The sequence below is a fragment of the Streptomyces sp. JN8 genome, from assembly GCF_055808075.1.
The window spans coordinates 397076-415805 of the sequence record NZ_CM147852.1 but is presented as its reverse complement, the minus strand read 5'-3'; the positions used below and the strand labels follow the sequence as shown (position 1 = coordinate 415805).

The following is an 18730-nucleotide window of genomic DNA, read 5'->3' as shown; positions in this document are numbered from 1 at the left end:
GCGCCGTGCCGCGCCTGCCGCGCCTGCCGCACCGCACCGTGCCCGGCCGTCAGCGGCGCGCGGCCCGCAGCAGCAGGACGGCACCGAGCACCGGCACGCCCAGCGAGAACACGAGCATCAGCAGGAGTTCCACGATCCCGATGCGGGACGCGGCCCCGAGCAGCGCGCCCAGCAGGACGACGACGGGGACCGCGACGCCCGCGGCGGTCCCCAGGGCCTTCTGCCGACCGGTCCACAGCGGCGCGCTCCAGAGCAGGACCAACGCGGCGATCAGGGCGAGCGCGCCCACCCACGGGTTGAGCAGCAGGAGCACTCCGGAGGCTCCGAGCAGGATCGCGGTCAGCCTGCCCCGCCCGGCCCCGGCGACGGGCGCCCGTCGGGCCGGGGCCTCCTCGGCGAGCGCGGAGGCGGCCACGGTCCGCGGCTCGCCGAGCCCGGCCAGGACGGCGCGGAGCTGCTCCTCGCCCTCCGCGCCGCTGACCTCGATGTGCTCACGGAGGTCCGCGAGGAGCTCGGCCCGGCGCTCGGCGGGCAGTTCGGCGGTCTCGCGCGCGACGGCGTCGAGGTAGGCGGCGACGAGCGGGTGCTGGTCGGTGGCGTTCATGCGGAGTCCCCCTGTGGGTCGGTGAGGAAGTGGTCGACGGCGTCCCTGAACAGCGGCCACGCCTGGGCGAACTCGGCCAGGGAGGCCCGGCCGACGCCCGTGAGCGTGTAGTAGCGGCGCGGCGGTCCGCTGGGGGAGTCGCGCAGCTCGGTGGCGACGAGGCCCTCGCGGCGCAGGCGTGACAGCAGGGGGTAGATCGTCCCCTGGCTGGTGGTCATGACGCTGACCGCGGAGAGCTCGGCGACGAGCTCGACGCCGTACTTCGGCTCGTCCCTGAGCAGCGCGAGGACGCAGTACTCCAGCACTCCCTTGCGGAGCTGGCTGGGGACCCTGTCGCCCGTCTCGTTCATTGCGTTACCAGGAACCATGCAATGCAAGATAGCTCGGGAGCGTGACCACGACAAGCCCGGCCCCCGGGGAGGCGTCCTCCCCGGGGGCCGGACCGTGTGTCAGCGTCCTCCGTCAGCCCGCCGCGCGGTACGCCTCCGTCAGCTTGCCGACGGCGCCCGCGAGATCACCGGTGAGCAGCAGGTGGTCCGCGTCGGCGAACGGCTTGGCCGTGGCCTCGGTGATCCGCTGTCCGATCTTCTTCTGGACGATCTGCCGTGCCACTCCCACGAGCTTCCGCCCCTCGGCGGAGTCGCCGCGGCCGACCGCCTGGAGGGCCGTGGCCGCGACCCGCAGCGCCCGCAGCGCGGGCTCGCCACCGGAGGGCGCCGGGGTGAGGGTGGTCAACCCCCAGCCGTACGGGTACTGGGGGTCGTACCTGAGGTCACCCACGTTGAGGGGCAGCTGGGCCTCGGACTTCGGCCAGCTGACCGGAAGCCGGCCGGTGAACGGCCGCTTGCCGTAGAGGACGTCGGCGACGCCGTCGCCCTCCGTGCCCGGGAGCCAGGAGGCCACCAGGGCGTCGACGGCGGGCAGACGGTCGCCGACGAGCTGCGGCCGGCCCGACACCACCAGGACCGCGCACGGCATCGCCGCGCAGACCTTGTCGACCGCGGCCTTGTCGGCGGCCGTGAGTTCGAGGTCGTGGCCGTTGCCCACGTCGCCGAACCCCTCGGCGTACGGCGTCTCGCCGACCACCACCACGCCGACGTCGTACCCGTCGGTCGGCGCGGAAGCGTCCTTCGACCAGCCGATCCCGGCCTCCGGCGCCGTCTTCCGCATCGCTTCGAGGATCGTCGTGCCGGTCGTGGTGCGGCCGGAGGCGCCCTGCCAGCTGATGGTCCAGCCGCCCGCCTGGTTGCCCAGGTCGTCGGCGTTCGACCCGGCCACGTACACCTTCTGCGAGGGCTTCAGCGGCAGGACCGACCCCTCGTTCTTCAGGAGCACCTGCGACTTCGCCACCGCCTCCCGCGCCACCGCGCGGTGCTCGGCCGAACCGATCGACGGCAGGTTCGAGGTGTCCGCGTACGGCTTCTCGAAGAGTCCGAGGCGGAACTTCTGGGTCAGGATGCGGGCCACCGCGTCGTCGATCCGCGCGGTGGTGATCCGGCCGGACTCCACCTCGGAGGTCAGCGTCCGGGTGAACTCCTGGTAGTTCGTCGGCACCATGATCATGTCGAGGCCGGCGTTGACCGAGGTGCGCACGTCGCTGGGGTAGTCGCCCGGGATCTGGTCGATGGCCTGCCAGTCGCTGACGACGAAGCCCTCGAAGCCCATCCGGTCCTTCAGGACGCCGTTGATCATCTCGGCGTTGGCGTGCATCTTCACCGGACCCTGCTCGTCCCCGAGGATGTCGAGCGAGGAGTACGAGGGCATGACCGTGCCCGTGCCGCGCTTCACCGCCTCGGCGAACGGCGCCAGGTGCACCGCCTCCAGCTCCGCCCGCGTGACCTCGGTGACGCCCTGGTCGATCGTGTACGAACCGGTGGTCGAGGAGCCGAAGGCGGTGCCGCCGTCGCCGACGAAGTGCTTGGCGCTGGTCAGGACCTTGTCGTTGCGGACGAGGTCCTTGCCGTTCCGGGCGCCCTGCATGCCGTTGATGACGGTCTCCATCGCGGTGACGAGCGCCGGGTCCTCGCCGAACGCCTCGTAGGAGCGGCCCCACCGCTCGTCACGGGTCACGCAGAGGCACGGGGCGAAGTCCCAGGGCACGCCCGTCGCCCGGACCTCCTTCGCGGTGACGGCGCCGGTCCGCGCGGCGAGTTCCGGGTCGCGGCCGGCACCGATGCCGATGTTGTGCGGCATGATCGTCGCGCCGATGACGTTGTTGTGCCCGTGCACCGCGTCCACGCCGTAGATCAGCGGGATCTGGAAGCGGGTCGCCTGCGCGCGCAGCTGGTACGCGTCGACCATGGCCGCCCAGGCGGCGGGGGTGTTGGGGGTGGGGACTGAGCCGCCGCCGGAGAGCAGGGACCCGAGGGCGTACCCGGCGATGTCCCCCTGGGCCCGCAGCGCGTTCCGCTCCGCCTGGGTCATCTGGCCGGCCTTCTCGGCCAGGGACATGCGGGACAGGAGATCGGCGACCCGCTTGCGCACCGGCAGTGTGCGGTCGAGGTACGGCAGACCGTGCGCGTTCACCACGACCAGCGGGTTCTCGGCGGGAGCCTTGGCGCCCTCGACCGTGAGCTTCAGCGGGATCGTCTCCGCGGACTCGGCCGAGCCGTCCGCGAGGGTCTGCACGGTGATCGAGCGGGTCGTGCCGGAGGGGGTCCCGGCCGGGAACACGAGGCTCCCGGTGACCGGGCGGTAGTCCTTTCCGGGCTCGGCTCGCCCGGCTTCGGTGCCGCCCTCCGTCGTGTACGCCACGGTGACGGGTTCGCCGATCGGTCCGGAGCCGGTGGTGGCCACCGAGACGTCGACCCGGGCGCCGCCGCCCTCGTCGACGGGGTGCACGACGGACTTCGTGACCACCTTGGTCGTGAGCGCGGGCTCCGCCGTGCCGTACAGCTCGACGCCGTCGAGGGCGAACGACCCCGGTCCGCCGGTCGGGAGCGTGACCGCGTAGCCCCACATCCGGTCGAGCCCGAGGACCTGGTCGATGCCGCCGACGGGCTGGTAGTCGGTGCGGTACTGGAACTCCGCGAACGGGACCTCGACGAGGTGCCAGCCCTCCCAGTCGTCGGTGAAGGAGGTCGTCCACAGCTCGGACGCCTCGCCGTTGGCGCCGCCGTCCTTGAGTTCCAGGGCGATCCGCCTGCCCGAGCCGGGCGGCAGCGGGGCCGTGTTCTGGCCGTACCACCAGAACCGGATCCCCTTGTACGCCGTCCAGTCGTGCGCCGGCCGGTCGAAGGCGAAGTCATGGGTGAAGCCGCCCCAGCCGCTGATGTCGTAGCGGCCTTCGAGGACCTTGCCGCCCTCGGGCGCGTCGGCGCGCTCCCTCAGTTCCAGGCTGGGATGGGACTCGGCGGCGTTCCCCCAGGTGAACAGGCCCTCGGCGGGCGGTGAGGCGAAGGGGATCTCCCCCTCGAACCGGTCGACGGCCCGGGGCGCGGGTTCCTGCGCGGCGGCGCTGGACAGACCGCCGGTGAGCAGACCGGTGAGGACGGCCGTCGCGGCGACGACGGCGGCGCCGACCATTCTGCGGGGACGTGCGGGTGGCATGCGGGCTCCTTGGAAGGCCCCTGCGGGCCTCGTGAGGGGACAGGGCTCTCGGGTGACGCGCGGGGTTCAGGCCGCGTGGTGGGTCCACTTCTGGTTGGCCCCGCCGGTGCAGGTCCAGATCTGCGCCCGGGTCCCGTCGGCGGAGGAGTTTCCGGTGATGTCCAGGCACTTGTTCGCGCCGGTGTTGACGACGTCGTGCGTGGTCGCGTTGTACGTCCAGCGCTGGGCGGCGGTGCCGTTGCAGGTGTACAGCTGGACCTGTGCTCCGTCGGCCGTCGAACCGCCGGTGACGTCGAGGCACTTGCCGAGCGCCCGGATGCCGCCGTCGGCGGAGAGGGTCCAGCGCTGCGCGGTCGTGCCGTTGCAGCCGTACAGCTGGACCGGGGTGCCGTCGGCGGTGGCGCCGCCGGCCACGTCGAGGCACTTGCCGGCGAGACCCGTCAGCGGGCCGGCTCCGCTCCCGCCACCGGTGGTGCCCGACCAGGTGAAGGTCGCGGTGGTGCGGGCCGGCAGCGTGTACGTGAAGGACTGGTTGCCCCAGTCGACGCGGACGGACTGGGCGGAGGTGCCGCCGTTGTGGGCGATCAGCGCCTTCGAGCCGTCGGAGTTCCGCCAGGCCACGTTCCGGACCGTGCTGTTCGCGGTGGAGTCGATCCGGTACGCGCCGGGTTTCACGAACTTGGTGAGGTGTCCCGTCGTGTAGTACTCGACGGTGTAGTCGACCTGCCCGGCCCGCGCGCCGCCCTCCTGCACGGTGACGAGACCGGTGCAGGTGCCGCAGCCGCCGTTGTGCGGGCCCATGTTCTGGTTGAGCCCGAGGCTCCACTTGACCAGGCTGCTGCTCCAGTTGCGGGCGTAGTCGACGATGTCGGCCATGTCCTCGTTGTGCTGGTTCCCGATCCACGTGCCGCCCGAGTGCTCGGTGCTGAACTGCTTCACCGCGGGGTACTGGTCGTGGACCTGGGTGCCCACGGCCGGGTCGCCGAAGTAGCCGTGCCAGGCGATGCCGCCGAACAGGGGGTCGTTGCGCACGCCGGCGTCGTTCAGGATCCCGGCGCCGAAGCCCGCGTAGTCGCCGTAGTTCCAGTCGTGGACGAGGACCTTGGTCGTGATGCCCGCGGCCCGGAACGCCGGGTAGACGTGGTTCTTGGTGAACTCGACGAGCCCGGCGGGGTTCCAGCTCATGCCCGGGTAGTTCATGGCGGTCGGGTTGCCGGCCTGGCAGCAGTTCGGCTCGTTCTGCACGGAGAGGTAGTCGAGCCTGACTCCGGCGGCCTGGTAGCTCTGCACGTACTTCACCAGGTACTGGGCGTACAGCGGGTAGTACTCCGCCTTCAGCCAGCCCATCTGGTCCATTCGGCCGTTGTCCTTCATCCAGCCCGGCGCACTCCACGGCACGCCCTTGACGCGCAGGGCCGGGTTGAGCTGCTTGGCCTGGACGGTCAGCAGCCGGACGTCGGTGTCGTAGCCGTTGGCGCCGAAGTCGTTCAGGTCGCAGCAGGTGTCGTCGAGGGAGACGTGGCCGGGCCGCGAGAGGTCCGAGGCGCCGATGGGGTTGCGGACGAAGGACAGGCCGATGCCCTCGGTCGGCGAGAACAGCCGGCGCATCACCTCGTCGCGGGTGGCGGCGCTGACGGCACCGCCGCGCAGCAGGTGGGCGGTGGTGTCGGTGAGGGAGGCGCCGCCGCCCTCGAACTGCTGGTAGGTGGTGTTCTCGTTCACCGTGATCGTGTGGTTCGCGGAGCCGCCGGCCGGGCCGAAGGCGAGGGGCGCCTGCGGGGCGAGGCCGCGCGTGACGGTACGGCCGCCGGAGTCGGAGGTCGTGGTGAGCCAGACGTCGACCCGCTCGCCCGCGGCCTGCGCGGTGCCGGGCCCGGTGAGGACCAGGCTGCCGGCGACGAGCACGCCGGCGGTCAGCGCGGTGAGGGGCCGGCGGCGGGTGCGGAGCCCGGCGGCTCTCGCCCGTGAGCCCGTCCCCGCCCGCCGGAACCACGTGCGCACCTGCCCGAATGTGTTATGCACCTGACAAACCCTTCGCCGTCTCGCGCCCAACGGACAACAACAGCAAGCCTTTTATCAAGTCCTGAAGCTATGAGGCGCCCCAGTGCCCGTCAACCCTTCACACGTTGTTGGATCACCGGGGTCGCGCGCGCTCGTCACAGATGCTCGACAGGGCCGCAATTCGCTTGCGAAGCCTGCGATACTCTTGCGCTCATGACGCGACGACTTGCCCAGGTGGCCAAGAAGGTGGGAGTCAGCGAGGCGACGGTCAGCCGTGTCCTCAACGGAAAGCCCGGTGTCTCCGAAGCGACACGCCAGTCCGTCCTCACCGCGCTCGACGTGCTCGGCTACGAGCGGCCCACCCAGCTGCGCGGCGAGCGCGCGCGCCTGGTCGGTCTCGTCCTGCCGGAACTGCAGAACCCCATCTTCCCCGCGTTCGCCGAGGTGATCGGCGGCGCGCTCGCGCAGCAGGGGCTGACCCCGGTCCTCTGCACCCAGACCAAGGGCGGCGTCTCCGAGGCCGACTACGTCGACCTCCTCCTCCAGCAGCAGGTCTCCGGAGTCGTCTTCGCGGGCGGCCTGTTCGCCCAGGCCGACGCGCCGCACGACCACTACCACCAGCTCGCCGAGCGCAACATCCCGGTGGTCCTGATCAACGCCTCCATCAAGGGGCTCAACTTCCCCTGCGTCTCCTGCGACGACGCCGTCGCCGTCGAGCAGGCCTGGCGCCACCTGGCCTCCCTCGGCCACGAGCGGATCGGCCTGGTCCTCGGCCCCAGTGACCACGTCCCCTCGCGCCGCAAGCTCGAAGCGGCCCGCGCCGTCGCCGAGGCCGCCGGCGGCGACCTGCCGGACGAGCACGTCGTCCGGTCGATCTTCTCGCTCGAAGGCGGGCAGGCCGCCGCGGCCCGCCTCCTGGAGCGGGGCGTCACCGGCATCGTGTGCGCGAGCGACCCGCTCGCCCTCGGCGCCATCAGGGCCGCCCGGCGCCGGGGCCTCGCGGTCCCCTCGGAGGTCTCCGTCATCGGCTTCGACGACTCCGCCTTCATGAACTGCACCGAGCCGCCGCTCTCGACCGTGCGCCAGCCCATCGAGGCCATGGGGCGCGCCGCCGTCGAGCTGCTCTGCGCCCAGATCCAGGGCACCCAGACCGACCCCGGCGAGCTGCTCTTCGAACCCGAACTGGTCGTGCGCGGCTCGACGGCGCCGCCGCCGACCGTCTGATCCCCCAGCCTGTGCCACGGCTCCGGTGCCGGGGAGGCCTCACCGTCTCCCCGGCACCGGAGCCGTCTGTGTAGGCCGGTCGAGACGTGTCGGCGGGGAGGCCGTCGACGTCTGCCTACGCAAGGTATCGATGAGTTCGCTCAAGAACCAGCTCGTGTGAAGCAATTGATCCTAGGTGGGCGGCTCGAAACCGGAGGAGAGGCCCCGACCTGGCCCCACGTCGGCCCCGACCCGGCGCCGGCACACCGGCTCGGGCACCCCGTACGGCCTCCGTCCCGCCAACCGGCAGCCGACGCCCGCCACCTGACCTGCGGTCAGGCGGCGCAGGCGCCGTACCGGTCGAGGACCTGGGCCAGATAGTCGGAACCCGGGCCGAGACGGTCCGCCTCGGCCGCCGAGGACACGAAGGCGAGCGCGTCCAGCTCGGGCCCGGCCCCGTGCCCGGACTCCGCGGCCACCAGCTCGGCGTGCCCGCGCAGCAACGGAGCGGCGGCCGTGGGCGGGGCGAGGAAGTGGAACCCGAGACTCCCGAACCGGCGCCCCCGGGTGACCGCGAACAGCCGCAGTCCCTCGTCGTCGACCCGCACCCCGACCTCCTCCGCGAGCTCACGCGCGGCTTCCCGCCGGAGGGCCGCCTCGTCGAGCGGGTGGGGCGCCGCGGGCGGCTCCACCGCACCGCCCGGCAGCGTCCAGCGACCCGGTGCCGCGGTGGTCGCCGCCCCGCGGCCGACCACCAGCCCGCGCTCCGTGGGCAGCAGCACCGTCACGAACATCGAGCCGGGCACCTCCCCGGCGGGCCGCAGGGCGCGCAGCGCCCGGTACCGGTAGGAGAGCCGCGCCCAGTGCGCCACCAGGACCCCGGGTGCGGAGAGGTCGATCCCCGTGACCGCCGCCATGGGGCCGTCGAAGACCGCCGGGTTGCCGGCCCGCGTGCCGGCCCAGAGCCGGTCCACCTCGCTCAGCTCCCACGGCGTCAGGGCGGGCAGGGGCCCTTCGGCGAAGGCGATCCGCCGCACGTCGAGGAACGCCACCGGCGGCGGGGCCGGTCGGGTGTCATGCGCGTCGGTCACGCGGCACCTCCTCCGTCTCGTCGAGCGGCACGCGCAGCGCGACCGCGGCCGGGCGTACGTCTCCGGGGACGGGGCGACCGGTCCGGATCCCGTCGACGACGGTGTTCAAGAAGTCCACCGTGTCCCTCGGGCCGTCGGGTCCCAGAGCCCCTCGGCCGTGCCGCGGGCGAGGTGGTCCGCGTACACGCCGACCTTCCAGGTGATGACGGAACGGCACTCCTCCAGCGCCCTGATCCGGGCGTCGACCCGCTGCCGATGGGCGTCGAGCAGGTGCAGCCGCTCCGCCTCGTTGCCGGGGCCGGAGCGCACCAGCTCGGCGAACCGCTTGAGGTCGGAGAGGGGCATGCCGGACTCGCGGAGCTTGACGCAGATCAGCAGCCAGTCCACGTCGAAGGCCGTGTACTGGCGCCGGCCGCCCGACGTCCGGTGCACCGGACCCGTCAGCAGGCCCTCGCGCTCGTAGAAACGCAGGGCGTGGACGCTGAGTCCGGTCCGCTCGGCCACCCGGCCGATGCTCAGAGGCGCCTCGTCGGGCACGGCGGTCGTCATGATCCCCAGTCTAGGACTTGATCTAGACCCGGCTCTAGATCGTAGCGTCGGCCGCATGATCACCACCGACCGGCAGCACCCGCTCGACTCCCCCTTCTCCGCCGCCAGTACGGCCGAGGACGTCCTGGCGGGCCTGGACCTCTCCGGCCTGACCGCCCTCGTGACCGGGGGGTACTCCGGACTCGGCCTGGAGACCGCCCGGGGGCTGGCCGCCGCCGGAGCCCGCGTCATCGTCCCGGCCCGCCGCCCCGACACCGCCCGCGCGGTCCTCCGGGACGTGCCGGGGTGCGAGGTCGTCGCCCTGGACCTCGCCGACGTCCCCGGCGTGCGCGCCGCCGCCGCACTGATCGCCGGGCGCGTCGACCGGATCGACCTCCTGATGGCCGTGGCCGGCGTCATGGCCACCCCCGAGCGGAGGGTCGGGCCCGGTTGGGAGGGCCAGCTCGCCGCCAACCACTTCGGCCACTTCGTCCTCGCCTGCGAGCTCTACCCGCTGCTCGCCGCCGCGGACGGGGCGCGTGTCGTGGTCAACAGCTCCGCCGGTCACGCCCTCACCGACATCCGCTGGCACGACCCGCACTTCCGCACCGGCTACGACAAGTGGCTGGCCTACGGCCAGGCCAAGACCGCCAACTCGCTGTTCGCCGTGCACCTCGACGCGCTCGGACGCGGCGACGGCGTCCGAGCGTTCGCGCTGCACCCCGGCAGGATCATCACCGGTCTCCAGCGCGAGATGAGCCTCCGTGAGCAGCGGGACCGCGGATGGGTGGACGAGCACGGCCGAGTGATCGGCGCCGGTTTCAAGACCGCCTCCCAGGGCGCCGCCACCGGTCTCTGGGCCGCGACCTCCGCCCTTCTCGACGGACGCGGAGGCCTCTACCTGGAGGACTGCGACGTGGCGGTGCGCGCCGCCCCCGGCCGGCCCATGGACGACGGCGGTGTCCACGACCACGCCGTCGACCCCGACGCCGCCGCACGGCTCTGGGAGCTTTCCCTCGCGGCGACCGGCTGCGGCCCGGTCACCCGTTGACTCCGGCGGGCCGGTCGGCCGCCGCGTCCCTCCGTCCCGCCCCTTCCGACACCCGCGGGCCCGTGCCGAGGCCACGGCCCCGCCACAGGAGCTCGATCAGCCGAGCCCCCCGTGGGGCCGCTCATCGGGGCGCTCGGAGATCCGCTCCACGTCCGTCATCAGGGCTTCCAGCCACTCCACCGTCGCGTAGTACGGCCGGGGAGCGCCGGGCGGCTCGACGGTGAAGTCCACGAAGGCGCGCGGGTCGACGGCGGCCGGCCTGCCGGGTGTGTCGCCGCTCGGGCCAGACGCGCGGAGACCAGCAGCATGCCCGCCGCCACCCGGTCGCCGATCCGGGTCGCCGACGCGGCGGAGTCCCGGGGCAGCGGCGGTACGACGGTCGGTTCGAGCGGCACCAGCAGCCGGTCCGCTCCCCACAGGGTGTGGTGGCCGGACATGAGGGCGGCCTGCCAGTCCTGCGGGTCGTCCGGCGCGTTCAGCTCCTTGGGCTCGCTGTGGTACTGGGCGTACGCCGACTCCGCCATGATCAGGGCGTGCTGCAGCGACCGGTGGCCCGGCGAGATGGCCACGGGTCCGCGTGCCCCGCCCGTGGCGAGCTGGGACGTCGTGGACACGACGGTCTCCGCGGCGCTGCGGAGCATCGTCGCCACCGCCCGCCGGAGCTCGTCGTGGGCGCCCCGCGGCCAGGCGAGCAGCCCGAACACGGCACCGACCGCGCTGCCCGCGACCACGTCCAGGAGCCGGAACTCGGCGAGCTGCCAGGTCGCGGGGGCCAGCTGGGCGAAGACCAGGGCGACGACCATCGTGAACATCGCCTGCGCCCAGCCCACGCCCTTCACCGGCCCCAGCGTGAAGGCGACCAGCATCAGAGGAGGCAGCGCGGCCGCGTACACGGTGGTGTCCGAACCGACGACGGAGAGGAGCACGGCCACGACGAGCGCGCCCACCAGGGTCCCGGTGAGCGCCACCCGCACGGTGCTCCGCGTCTCCCGGGCCGTCGTACGCGTCAGGGTGAGGGTGGCGAGGAGCATCCAGAACCCGTGCGGCAGGGTGTCCAGGCCGGCGATCGTCCGCGCCGCCGCCAGCGCCAGCGCGATGCGCACCGCGTTCTGGAAGAACACCGACCGTTGCCCGGCGTGCCCGGAGAGCCGGTGCCACCACAGCCGGGGCGCCCGCATCCGCGCGTACCAGAACCGGCCGGGGGCCGCCGGCGGGGCCGCCCTGCCCAGGACGGCGATCTCCGCCGCCGTCGACATCGCCAGCGCCGCGTCCGCCACCTCCAGGACCGCCGCGTGGCGGCGCAGCGCGGCGGGCGTGGCACCCGGCGCGGCGCCCGCGGCCAGGGAGTGGCGGGCCTCCTGGAGCCGGCCGCGGGCCGGCGCGGGCTCCGCCGGGCGGGAGCGGGCGCTGTCGCGCAGCCGGGCCGCGGTCTCCAGGGACGCGTCCCGCACCGCACGCAGCACCTCCGGTCCCGCTCCGCCCTCCGCCGGGTCGCCGGCGCGCGGTGGCAGCGCGGCCAGCCGCCCCAGCAGGGTCCGGGCGGCCAGACCGGTGTGGGTGAGGGCCCGTGCCCTGACCCCGGGGCCCGCGGGCCGCTCGGCCTCGGGCACCCGCGAGGACCGCAGGCCGCCCCCCACCTCACGGGCGGTCCGGCGTGCGGCGTCTCCGAGTGCGTACGGGGCGGAGACCAGTTCGTCGGCGCAGCGCCCCGCGCTCTCCGCGGCCCGGGCCGCCAGCTCGCGGTAGGGGACGCGCGGTGCGCGGTCGGGCAGCAGGAAGGCCTCGGCGAGGATCAGCACGAGCAGGCCGACGGTCGCGCCCACCAGCCGTTCGCCCAGGGACTCGGGGACGTACGGCGGGAAGGACGGCAGGATGTACATCAGCTGCAGCCCCGGCGCGGCCCCGGCCGGCCGGGGGCCTCCCACGGCCAGGAACGCCAGGACGAAGCCGACGACGAGCATCCCGAGGACCGCGCTCCACGTCCGCACCGACAGGTAGGTGCCGATCGTGATGAGCACCCAGCACGCGGGGACCACCGGCAGCAGCGTCGCGGCGCGCTGCCGCCCGTTGCCGGGGATGCGGGAGAGGCCGGCCATCGCGACCGCGGCGAAGAGCGCGTACGTGGCGGCGACGGGCGAGTCGAATCCGTACAGGAAGAGGTAGAAACCGGCGGCGGCGGAGACCGTGACGCGGACCGACCGCCGCACGGCGGCCGCGTAGGCCGGCGGGAGCCCGGCCTTCGACCGCCGTGTCCCGGGATCTCCACCCATACCCCCAGGATCCACCGGGACGGCGCGTCCGGCATGCGGCGGACGGCCGCCCGGGGACCGCCGGGCCGGCCCCCGGTCCGCCCGCGGGGGCGCACCGGGGGCCGGAGCGGTCCCGCCGGGTTACGGCGCGGCCGGCACCGTGTCCTGGAAGGTGGTGCCCGCCGTGCGGTAGGCGCCGACCTTCGCGGCCACCTGGGCGGGGGTCAGGACCTGGTCCTTGACGTGCAGGACGTAGTCGACCTTCTGGTCGTAGGCGCGCGGTGTCGTCGAGGTCTGGCCGGCCAGGTCGATCAGCCACTGGTTGAAGTTGATCGACATCGGGCGCTCGGGGAGGTACCGGGCGTCGTGCCGGCCGAACTCCTGGCCGTCGACGTAGTAGACGATCGTGCTGTCGTCGATGGTCAGCACGAGGTCGTGCCAGCCGGCGTAGCTCGTGCGGGACTCGGAGTGCTGGTTGACGGCCTCCCAGGGGTCGGGGCGGTAGGTCTCCCACGACGTGGTGTAGAGGATGTTGGCGGGCTCGCCCCAGCCGCCGTTGGGGAGGTACTCGAAGTCGTACTCGGCGTAGTCGTCGGCCATCGGGGCCTTGAGGTCGTTGATGGTGAAGAAGGTCTGCACGACGCGGTCGCCGTCCGGGCCCGACACCGGGGCGTCGGAGAAGCGCACCCGCGCCGCGTAGGTGCCGTTCTTGAACTTCGAGGCCTGGGTGAGGATCTCGGTGTGCCGGGTGGACTCGCCCGTCCCCGCGGTCGAGCTCCGCAGGTTCATGATCGAGTTCGTGCCCTCCTTGGCGAAGGTGACGTTCTCGGGGGCCCAGGTGGCACCCGGCACGCCGGGGCCGCCGGAGTTGGAGCGGACGCTCCACCCGTGGGCGCCGATCGCCGGGTCGGTGTGACCGGTGTAGTCGAAGTCGTCGAAGAGCGTGGCCCCGGTGGGCGGCGGGGTGGTCGGGGGCGTGGTGGGGTCGGTGGGCGTCGGGGTGGGCTCGTTGCCGGCCGGTGCGGTGCCCCAGACCTGCACGCCGCCCACGGTCGCCGTGACCTTGGACCAGTTGGCGTACGTCGTCTGGGCCGGACCGAACGAGTAGTCGTCGCTCTGGTTCAGCGACTGCCAGTTGGACCGGTGGAAGCGCAGCTGCATGTCGCCGGTGTCCGCGCCGGGCGCCAGGGAGCCGGCCCCGGCGGTGAAGCCGATCTCCAGGTAGCGGTCGGCGGTCGCGGTGGGGTGGGCGAGGGTGCCGAAGGTGCCGGTGAGGTTCGCGCAGCCCTTCACGGCCCAGGAGCAGGCGTAGGTGTACGAGGCTCCCGCGTCGGCCTTGAAGTAGTAGCGGACCTTGACCTGGCTCAGCGGCACGCTCGACGCGCCCGTGTTGACCACCTTGAGCCAGGGCTCGACCTGGTCGCCGCCGGTCGAGCTCTGCCGGTACTGGACGGTGAGGGCCTCACCGGCGGCGGCGGCCGGGAGGGCGGTGAGAGCGGTGGCGCCGAGCCCGGTCACCGCGGCGACGGCGAGCGCGGCTCGGATCCGCAGGTTCCTGGTCCGGGTGGGGTCGTTCATGGTGATTCCTCTCCTGGGACGGTGTGGGGCGGAGGTGCGGGCGGGTGGTGCGGCTGACGTACGCGCGGACGGGACCGGCGTACGAGCAGGCGGGGAGGGGTGCGCGGGGTGGGGCCCGGCACGGGCGGGTCCGGGCGCGGGGCGCTCACGCGCGCTCACGGCGCGGGTGTGAGGACCGCCGCCGCGGGCGCGGGAGGCAGCCTCCGCGGCACCCCGAGGGCGTCGAGCCGTGTCCTGTGGTGCCGCAGGCGTTCCTGGAAGCCCGGCCAGTCGTGGCGTCCGGTCCAGACGACCTCGGCGAGCGCGCAGAGCCGGGGGAAGGTCAGGTACTCGGCGTGCGCGGTGGTGGGCACGTACTCGGTCCACAGCTGCACCTGGGAGCCGAGGACCTGGGCGGCCTCCTCGGGGGTCCAGTCGGCCGGAGCCGGTTCGTTGCCGTGCACGGTCCGCAGGTCGACGACCTCGCCGGCCTGGCCCGGCGGCTCGGCGGGGCTCGCCGACTGGGGGTAGTCGAGGTAGGTGGTCCGATGGGGCGCCATGACGACCCGGTGTCCGCGCCGGACGGCCGTCCGGCCGTGGTCGGCGTCGCGCCAGGGCATGACGGTGAAGTACCGGGGGAGGTCCGCGCCGTTCTCGGTCCAGCTCAGTGGCAGCCGGCCCGCGTCGAGCAGGTGGCGTCCGATCCGCTCCATGAACCAGCCGTGCAGGGCGGCCGGTCCCGGCAGGCCCTCCTCGGCGGCCCTGCGCAGCGCGGCGGGTGCGTGGTGCCACTCGGTGGTGGGGCACTCCTCGCCGCCGATGTGCACATAGGAGGAGGGGAAGACCTCCATGACCTCGTCCAGGACCGTGCGGCAGAAATCGAGGGCGCCGTCGTGGACGCCGAGGATCGTGTCGCACACGCCCCACCGGTCCCAGACCTCGTAGCGGCGGCCGGGCTGGTTGCCGAGCTCGGGGTAGGCGGCGAGCGCGGCCCGGACGTGCCCCGGCATCTCGATCTCGGGCACGACGGTGACGCCCCGCTCGGCCGCGTACGCCACCAGTGCGGTGAGTTCGGCCCGGGTGTAGGCGCCGCCGTGCGGCAGCCCGCCGACCTCGGTGAGCCGCGGGAGCGCCGCGACCGGCATGCGCCAGCCCTGGTCGTCGGTGAGATGGAGGTGGAGGACGTTGAGCTTGTGGAGGGCGAGGAGGTCGACGTACCGCCGCAGGTAGGAGACGGGGCGGAAGCGTCGTGCGACGTCGAGCATGGAGCCCCGCCAGGGGAAGCGCGGTGTGTCGGTGATCTGCACGCAGGGGACGGACCAGGCGACGCCCGCCACGGGTTCGGCGCGCAGGGCCTCGACCGGGAGGAGTTGGCGGAGGGTCTGCACGCCGGCGAGGAGTCCCTGGGGCCGGGCGGCCCGCAGCAGGACGCCCTCGGCGCCGACGGTCAGGCCGTAGCCCTCCTCGCCGAGACCGGTGAGGGCGCGGTCGAGCGCCAGGACGACGGAGCCGTCCGCGCGGGAGGGCAGCGGCAGGCCGGTGGCCGGGCCGAGCAGGGTGCGCAGCAGTCCTGCGGCGCCCTCGGCGCCCGGCGAGACCTTGAGAGCGGTCGCCGCGTCGAAGGTGAACGTGCCGGGGAGCGGCTGGAGGTGGGTGGGTTCGGGAACGAGTCGGGGCTGGGGCATCGGGGTGCGTTATCCCTTCACGGCTCCGCCGGTCATTCCGGCGGCGACCCGGCCCTGCAGGACCAGGAAGAGGACGAGGACGGGCAGGGCGAAGAGGGTGGAGGCGGCCATGGTGGCGCCCCAGTCGGTGCCGAAGACGTTCGAGAAGGACGACAGCCAGACGGGCAGGGTCCGGTCGTCCTGGTTCTTGATGATGAGCATGTTGGCGAAGGCGAACTCGTTCCAGGCGGTGATGAAGCCGAAGAGCGAGGTGGCGAGCAGTCCGGGGGCGAGCAGGGGGAGGGTCACCCTGCGGAAGGCGGCGGTGCGGGTGCAGCCGTCGACCTGGGCCGCCTCCTCCAGTTCGGGCGGGACGGCGGCGAGGAAGGAGCGGAGGGTCACGATGGTGAAGGGCAGGGTGACCATGAAGTAGACGAGGCTGAGGGTCGCGAGCCGGTCGAGCAGGTCGGCGTCCCGGGCGATCACGTACATCGGGATCAGCAGGGCCTCCCAGGGCGCGACCTGGGCGATGAACACCATGAGGATGAAGCCCCGCCGACCGCGCCAGTTCATCCGGGCGACGGCGAACGCGGCGGCGAGCGCCACCACGAGCGCGAGTACGACGCAACCGGCGGTCACGAGCAGGCTGTTGCGCCAGAACGTCCAGAACCCGTCGGCGGCCACGGCGTGCCGGAAGTGCTCCAGGGTGACGGAGACGGGCAGGAACCGCGGGGTCTCGGACTGGATGTCGCGGGTCGGCCGGAAGGCCGTGAGCACCATCCAGTACACCGGGAACACGGCCAGGACGAAGACCAGCGCCGCCGCGGTGTTGAGGGGGAGTCGGCGCAGGGCGCGCGGGGTCACCGGTCGGCCTCCTGTCGGAGCATCTGGCGGAAGTAGGCGATCAGGACGGCCACGAGGAGGAGCACGGTGAGCGTGGAGACCGCGGCTCCGAGGTCGTAGCGGTGCAGCGACTGGGCCACGCGGTAGGCGTAGACCGGCAGGGTGGTCGTCGCCTCGCCCGGGCCGCCCTTGGTCACGGCCCAGATCTGCGCGAAGCAGCGGAAGACCCAGATGACCTCCAGGCAGAGGACGAGCCCGAAGATCGGGCGCAGCAGGGGGAGCGTGACGGAGAGGAAGATCCGCCGGCCGCCGGCGCCGTCGAGCCGGGCCGACTCGTAGAGCTCGGCGGGGACGGTCAGCAGCGCCGAGTGCAGGGTGATCGCGGCGAAGGGCACCGACTGCCAGACCACCAGGAGGACCAGGACGGTGAAGGCGGCGGGGCCGTTCGCCAGCCAGGAGTAGCCTTCGAAGGACTCGAACCCGAGCTGGACGAGCACCCAGTTGACCACTCCGAGGCGCGAGGCGAAGAGCCACTGGAAGACGGTCGTGGTGGCGATGACCGGGCTGGCCCACGCGAGGACGAGACCCGTCGTCACGAGGATCCGCATCCGCTTGCCGAGCCGCTGCATCATCAGCGCGACCAGGGTGGCGATCACCATGATGAGGACGACGTTGACCAGGGTCCACCAGAAGGTGCGCCGGACGACCTCCCAGAACTCGGGGTCCGCGAGCACGGCCCGGTAGTTGTCGAGCCCGACGAACGAGGCCTCGCCGCGGATGAGTTCGCCGAGGCCGTACCGCTGGAAGGAGATGACCAGGTTCCGGGCGAAGGGGTATCCGAGGAGGAGCAGACCGCCGAGGACGGTGGGGGCGACCAGGAGGTAGGGCCAGAAGGCGCCCCGTCCCGACGTCCCGCGGCCGTCCGCGGGACGGCCGGACCCGTCCTGCCGTCCCCCGGGCCGTCCTCCGGCCCGCCTTCCGGTCCATCGGCCGGTCCCTCCCTCGGACCGACCGTCGGGGGCCGGGTCGTGTGTGCTGCCGAGCCGTTCCACGGGCGGGCTCACGGGTCCGCTCACGAGCCGAGGGTCTTGGTGATGCTCCGCGAGGCGGTCGCGGCCGCCCGCGCGGGGTCGGTGCCGGTGAGCACCGCCGTCATGTACTGCTTGATCGGGTTGGTGGCCTCGACGGCCGCCCACTGCGGGGAGTTCGGCGTCGCCCGGCCCTGCGCCGCGCCCGCGGCCATCGCGGCCGTCCCCTCGTCGTCCTGGATCACGCGGGCGAGCGAGGTGCGGTTGGGGACGTAGCTCATCGTGCGGGCCATGTCGGTCTGCCACTTCTCGCCGGCCAGCGCCTTGACCACCTCGTACGCGGCCTCGGGGTGGGTCGACGCCTCCGGCACGATCAGGTCGGAGCCGCCGGTGAAGACCGCGCCGGGCTTGCCCGCGGTCTTGCCGGGGACCGGGAAGAAGCCGAGCTTGCCCTTGAGCGCGGGGTTGATCTCCTCGACGATCTTGGCGCCGCCCGGTACCGCGATGATCTGGGCGACCTCGCCCTTGGCGAAGACCTCGGCCTGCGGGGGCTTGGCCTCGTCGGAGTCCTTGGGGCCCTTGCCCAGGGCCTGGAGCCGCCGGTAGAAGTCCATGCCTGCGCGCGCCTGCGGGGAGTCGAGTGCTCCCTTCCACCCGGACCCGTCCTTGACGGCGAGGTCGCCGCCCTCCTCCCAGACGAACCCGGAGAGGGTGTACCAGTTCTGGCCGGGCAGGTAGATGCCCTGGGTCCGGCCCCGGTTCAGCTTCGCCGTGACCGCGAGCCATTCGGCCTGCGTCTTCGGGGGAGAGGTCACGCCGGCGCGGGCGAACAGGTCCTTGTGGTAGATCACGACCCGGTTGGCGGCGTACCAGGGGATGCCGTACTGCTTGCCGTCGACCTTGCCCGGTTCGGCGAGTCCCGGCAGCCAGTCCGCGCCGTTCAGCTCGGCCGTCCTGTCGGTGAGGTCGCGGACGCCGCCGCTCGCCGCGTACTGCGCGACCTGGGTGTTGCCCACCTCGATGACGTCCGGGGCGTCCTTGCTGGCGAGGGCGGCCGTGACCTTCTCGCCGATGCCGTCCCACTCCTGGATCTGGATGTCCAGGTCGATGTCCTTGTGCTCCGCCTCGAAGCCGGTGCGGAAGCGGTCGAGGAAGGCGTCGGTGACGCTGTCCTTCATGATCCATACGGTGACCTTCTCCGGGCCGCCGGAGGCTGCCGGGTCGCCCGATCCGCCACAGGCCGTGGCGGTGAGGGCGACGGCCGCCGCGAGGGCGACGGAGCCGGCGAGGGGACGAGTCTTCACGGGCACCTCGATGCGTGGTTGACCAATTGGTCAAGTGGTCAGGTGTGTGAGCAGAAGG

14 protein-coding genes are annotated in these 18730 nt (G+C 73.2%); 2 read left to right on the top strand and 12 right to left on the bottom strand.

What is annotated here, in order from left to right:
• Nucleotides 1-49 precede the first annotated feature (49 nt).
• The 4 genes from ACY0MR_RS02000 to ACY0MR_RS01985 form a co-directional block, all read right to left on the bottom strand.
• Nucleotides 50-604: an HAAS signaling domain-containing protein gene (locus tag ACY0MR_RS02000; RefSeq protein ID WP_473558635.1), complete on the bottom strand. Its 555-nt coding sequence runs from the start codon at nucleotides 602-604 to the stop codon at nucleotides 50-52.
• Nucleotides 601-972, bottom strand: coding sequence for a PadR family transcriptional regulator (locus tag ACY0MR_RS01995; RefSeq protein ID WP_392039434.1), 372 nt, complete (start codon nucleotides 970-972; stop codon nucleotides 601-603). The genes ACY0MR_RS02000 and ACY0MR_RS01995 overlap by 4 nt, the downstream gene beginning before the upstream one ends.
• Before the next feature lie 94 nt (nucleotides 973-1066).
• The gene (locus ACY0MR_RS01990; protein WP_473558632.1) at nucleotides 1067-4153 is read right to left on the bottom strand and encodes a glycoside hydrolase family 3 protein; all 3087 of its coding nucleotides are present in this window, start codon (nucleotides 4151-4153) and stop codon (nucleotides 1067-1069) included.
• Between the two features lie 66 nt (nucleotides 4154-4219).
• A complete protein-coding gene (locus ACY0MR_RS01985) occupies nucleotides 4220-6058 on the bottom strand; it encodes a lectin (RefSeq protein WP_388801195.1) in 1839 nt (612 codons plus the stop codon).
• 309 nt (nucleotides 6059-6367) lie between these two features.
• Here ACY0MR_RS01985 and ACY0MR_RS01980 point away from each other — a divergent pair, with 309 nt between their 5' ends.
• Nucleotides 6368-7378 carry a LacI family DNA-binding transcriptional regulator gene (locus ACY0MR_RS01980; RefSeq protein ID WP_361854025.1) on the top strand — a complete coding sequence of 337 codons (1011 nt, stop codon included), beginning with the start codon at nucleotides 6368-6370 and terminating at the stop codon, nucleotides 7376-7378.
• Between the two features lie 314 nt (nucleotides 7379-7692).
• On the opposite strand, the gene ACY0MR_RS01975 is transcribed toward ACY0MR_RS01980, so the two are convergent.
• Both ACY0MR_RS01975 and ACY0MR_RS01970 read right to left on the bottom strand, forming a co-directional pair.
• Nucleotides 7693-8448, bottom strand: coding sequence for an NUDIX hydrolase (locus ACY0MR_RS01975; RefSeq protein ID WP_473558630.1), 756 nt, complete (start codon nucleotides 8446-8448; stop codon nucleotides 7693-7695).
• A gap of 105 nt (nucleotides 8449-8553) precedes the next feature.
• The gene (locus ACY0MR_RS01970; protein WP_473558627.1) at nucleotides 8554-8997 is read right to left on the bottom strand and encodes a MerR family transcriptional regulator; all 444 of its coding nucleotides are present in this window, start codon (nucleotides 8995-8997) and stop codon (nucleotides 8554-8556) included.
• 55 nt (nucleotides 8998-9052) lie between these two features.
• Between ACY0MR_RS01970 and ACY0MR_RS01965 the strand changes: the two genes are divergently transcribed.
• Nucleotides 9053-10027, top strand: coding sequence for an oxidoreductase (locus tag ACY0MR_RS01965; RefSeq protein ID WP_473558624.1), 975 nt, complete (start codon nucleotides 9053-9055; stop codon nucleotides 10025-10027).
• A 158-nt stretch (nucleotides 10028-10185) separates the two neighbouring features.
• On the opposite strand, the gene ACY0MR_RS01960 is transcribed toward ACY0MR_RS01965, so the two are convergent.
• From ACY0MR_RS01960 to ACY0MR_RS01935, 6 genes are all read right to left on the bottom strand, one after another.
• On the bottom strand, nucleotides 10186-12297 hold the full coding sequence (locus ACY0MR_RS01960) for an FUSC family protein (RefSeq protein WP_473558622.1): 2112 nt from the start codon (nucleotides 12295-12297) through the stop codon (nucleotides 10186-10188).
• Between the two features lie 120 nt (nucleotides 12298-12417).
• A complete protein-coding gene (locus ACY0MR_RS01955) occupies nucleotides 12418-13854 on the bottom strand; it encodes a cellulose binding domain-containing protein (protein WP_388800091.1) in 1437 nt (478 codons plus the stop codon).
• A gap of 155 nt (nucleotides 13855-14009) precedes the next feature.
• On the bottom strand, nucleotides 14010-15518 hold the full coding sequence (locus tag ACY0MR_RS01950) for a beta-N-acetylhexosaminidase (RefSeq protein ID WP_473558620.1): 1509 nt from the start codon (nucleotides 15516-15518) through the stop codon (nucleotides 14010-14012).
• Between the two features lie 9 nt (nucleotides 15519-15527).
• Entirely contained in the window at nucleotides 15528-16361 is an 834-nt protein-coding gene (locus ACY0MR_RS01945; protein WP_388800097.1) for a carbohydrate ABC transporter permease, read from the bottom strand.
• Complete coding sequence (locus ACY0MR_RS01940; protein ID WP_329858697.1) at nucleotides 16358-17218, bottom strand: carbohydrate ABC transporter permease; 861 nt, start codon at nucleotides 17216-17218, stop codon at nucleotides 16358-16360. The genes ACY0MR_RS01945 and ACY0MR_RS01940 overlap by 4 nt, the downstream gene beginning before the upstream one ends.
• Before the next feature lie 194 nt (nucleotides 17219-17412).
• Nucleotides 17413-18672: an extracellular solute-binding protein gene (locus ACY0MR_RS01935; protein WP_473558617.1), complete on the bottom strand. Its 1260-nt coding sequence runs from the start codon at nucleotides 18670-18672 to the stop codon at nucleotides 17413-17415.
• Nucleotides 18673-18730 lie beyond the last annotated feature (58 nt).

What these genes read in the sequence shown, in the direction of transcription:
- ACY0MR_RS01950 (WP_473558620.1), bottom strand. Translation starts at nt 15,518, where the DNA reads ATGCCCCAGCCCCGACTCGTTCCCGAACCCACCCACCTCCAGCCGCTC.
- ACY0MR_RS01995 (WP_392039434.1), bottom strand. Translation starts at nt 972, where the DNA reads ATGGTTCCTGGTAACGCAATGAACGAGACGGGCGACAGGGTCCCCAGC.
- ACY0MR_RS01990 (WP_473558632.1), bottom strand. Translation starts at nt 4,153, where the DNA reads ATGCCACCCGCACGTCCCCGCAGAATGGTCGGCGCCGCCGTCGTCGCC.
- ACY0MR_RS01960 (WP_473558622.1), bottom strand. Translation starts at nt 12,297, where the DNA reads ATGGGTGGAGATCCCGGGACACGGCGGTCGAAGGCCGGGCTCCCGCCG.
- ACY0MR_RS01965 (WP_473558624.1), top strand. Translation starts at nt 9,053, where the DNA reads ATGATCACCACCGACCGGCAGCACCCGCTCGACTCCCCCTTCTCCGCC.
- ACY0MR_RS01955 (WP_388800091.1), bottom strand. Translation starts at nt 13,854, where the DNA reads ATGAACGACCCCACCCGGACCAGGAACCTGCGGATCCGAGCCGCGCTC.
- ACY0MR_RS02000 (WP_473558635.1), bottom strand. Translation starts at nt 604, where the DNA reads ATGAACGCCACCGACCAGCACCCGCTCGTCGCCGCCTACCTCGACGCC.
- ACY0MR_RS01970 (WP_473558627.1), bottom strand. Translation starts at nt 8,997, where the DNA reads ATGACGACCGCCGTGCCCGACGAGGCGCCTCTGAGCATCGGCCGGGTG.
- ACY0MR_RS01980 (WP_361854025.1), top strand. Translation starts at nt 6,368, where the DNA reads ATGACGCGACGACTTGCCCAGGTGGCCAAGAAGGTGGGAGTCAGCGAG.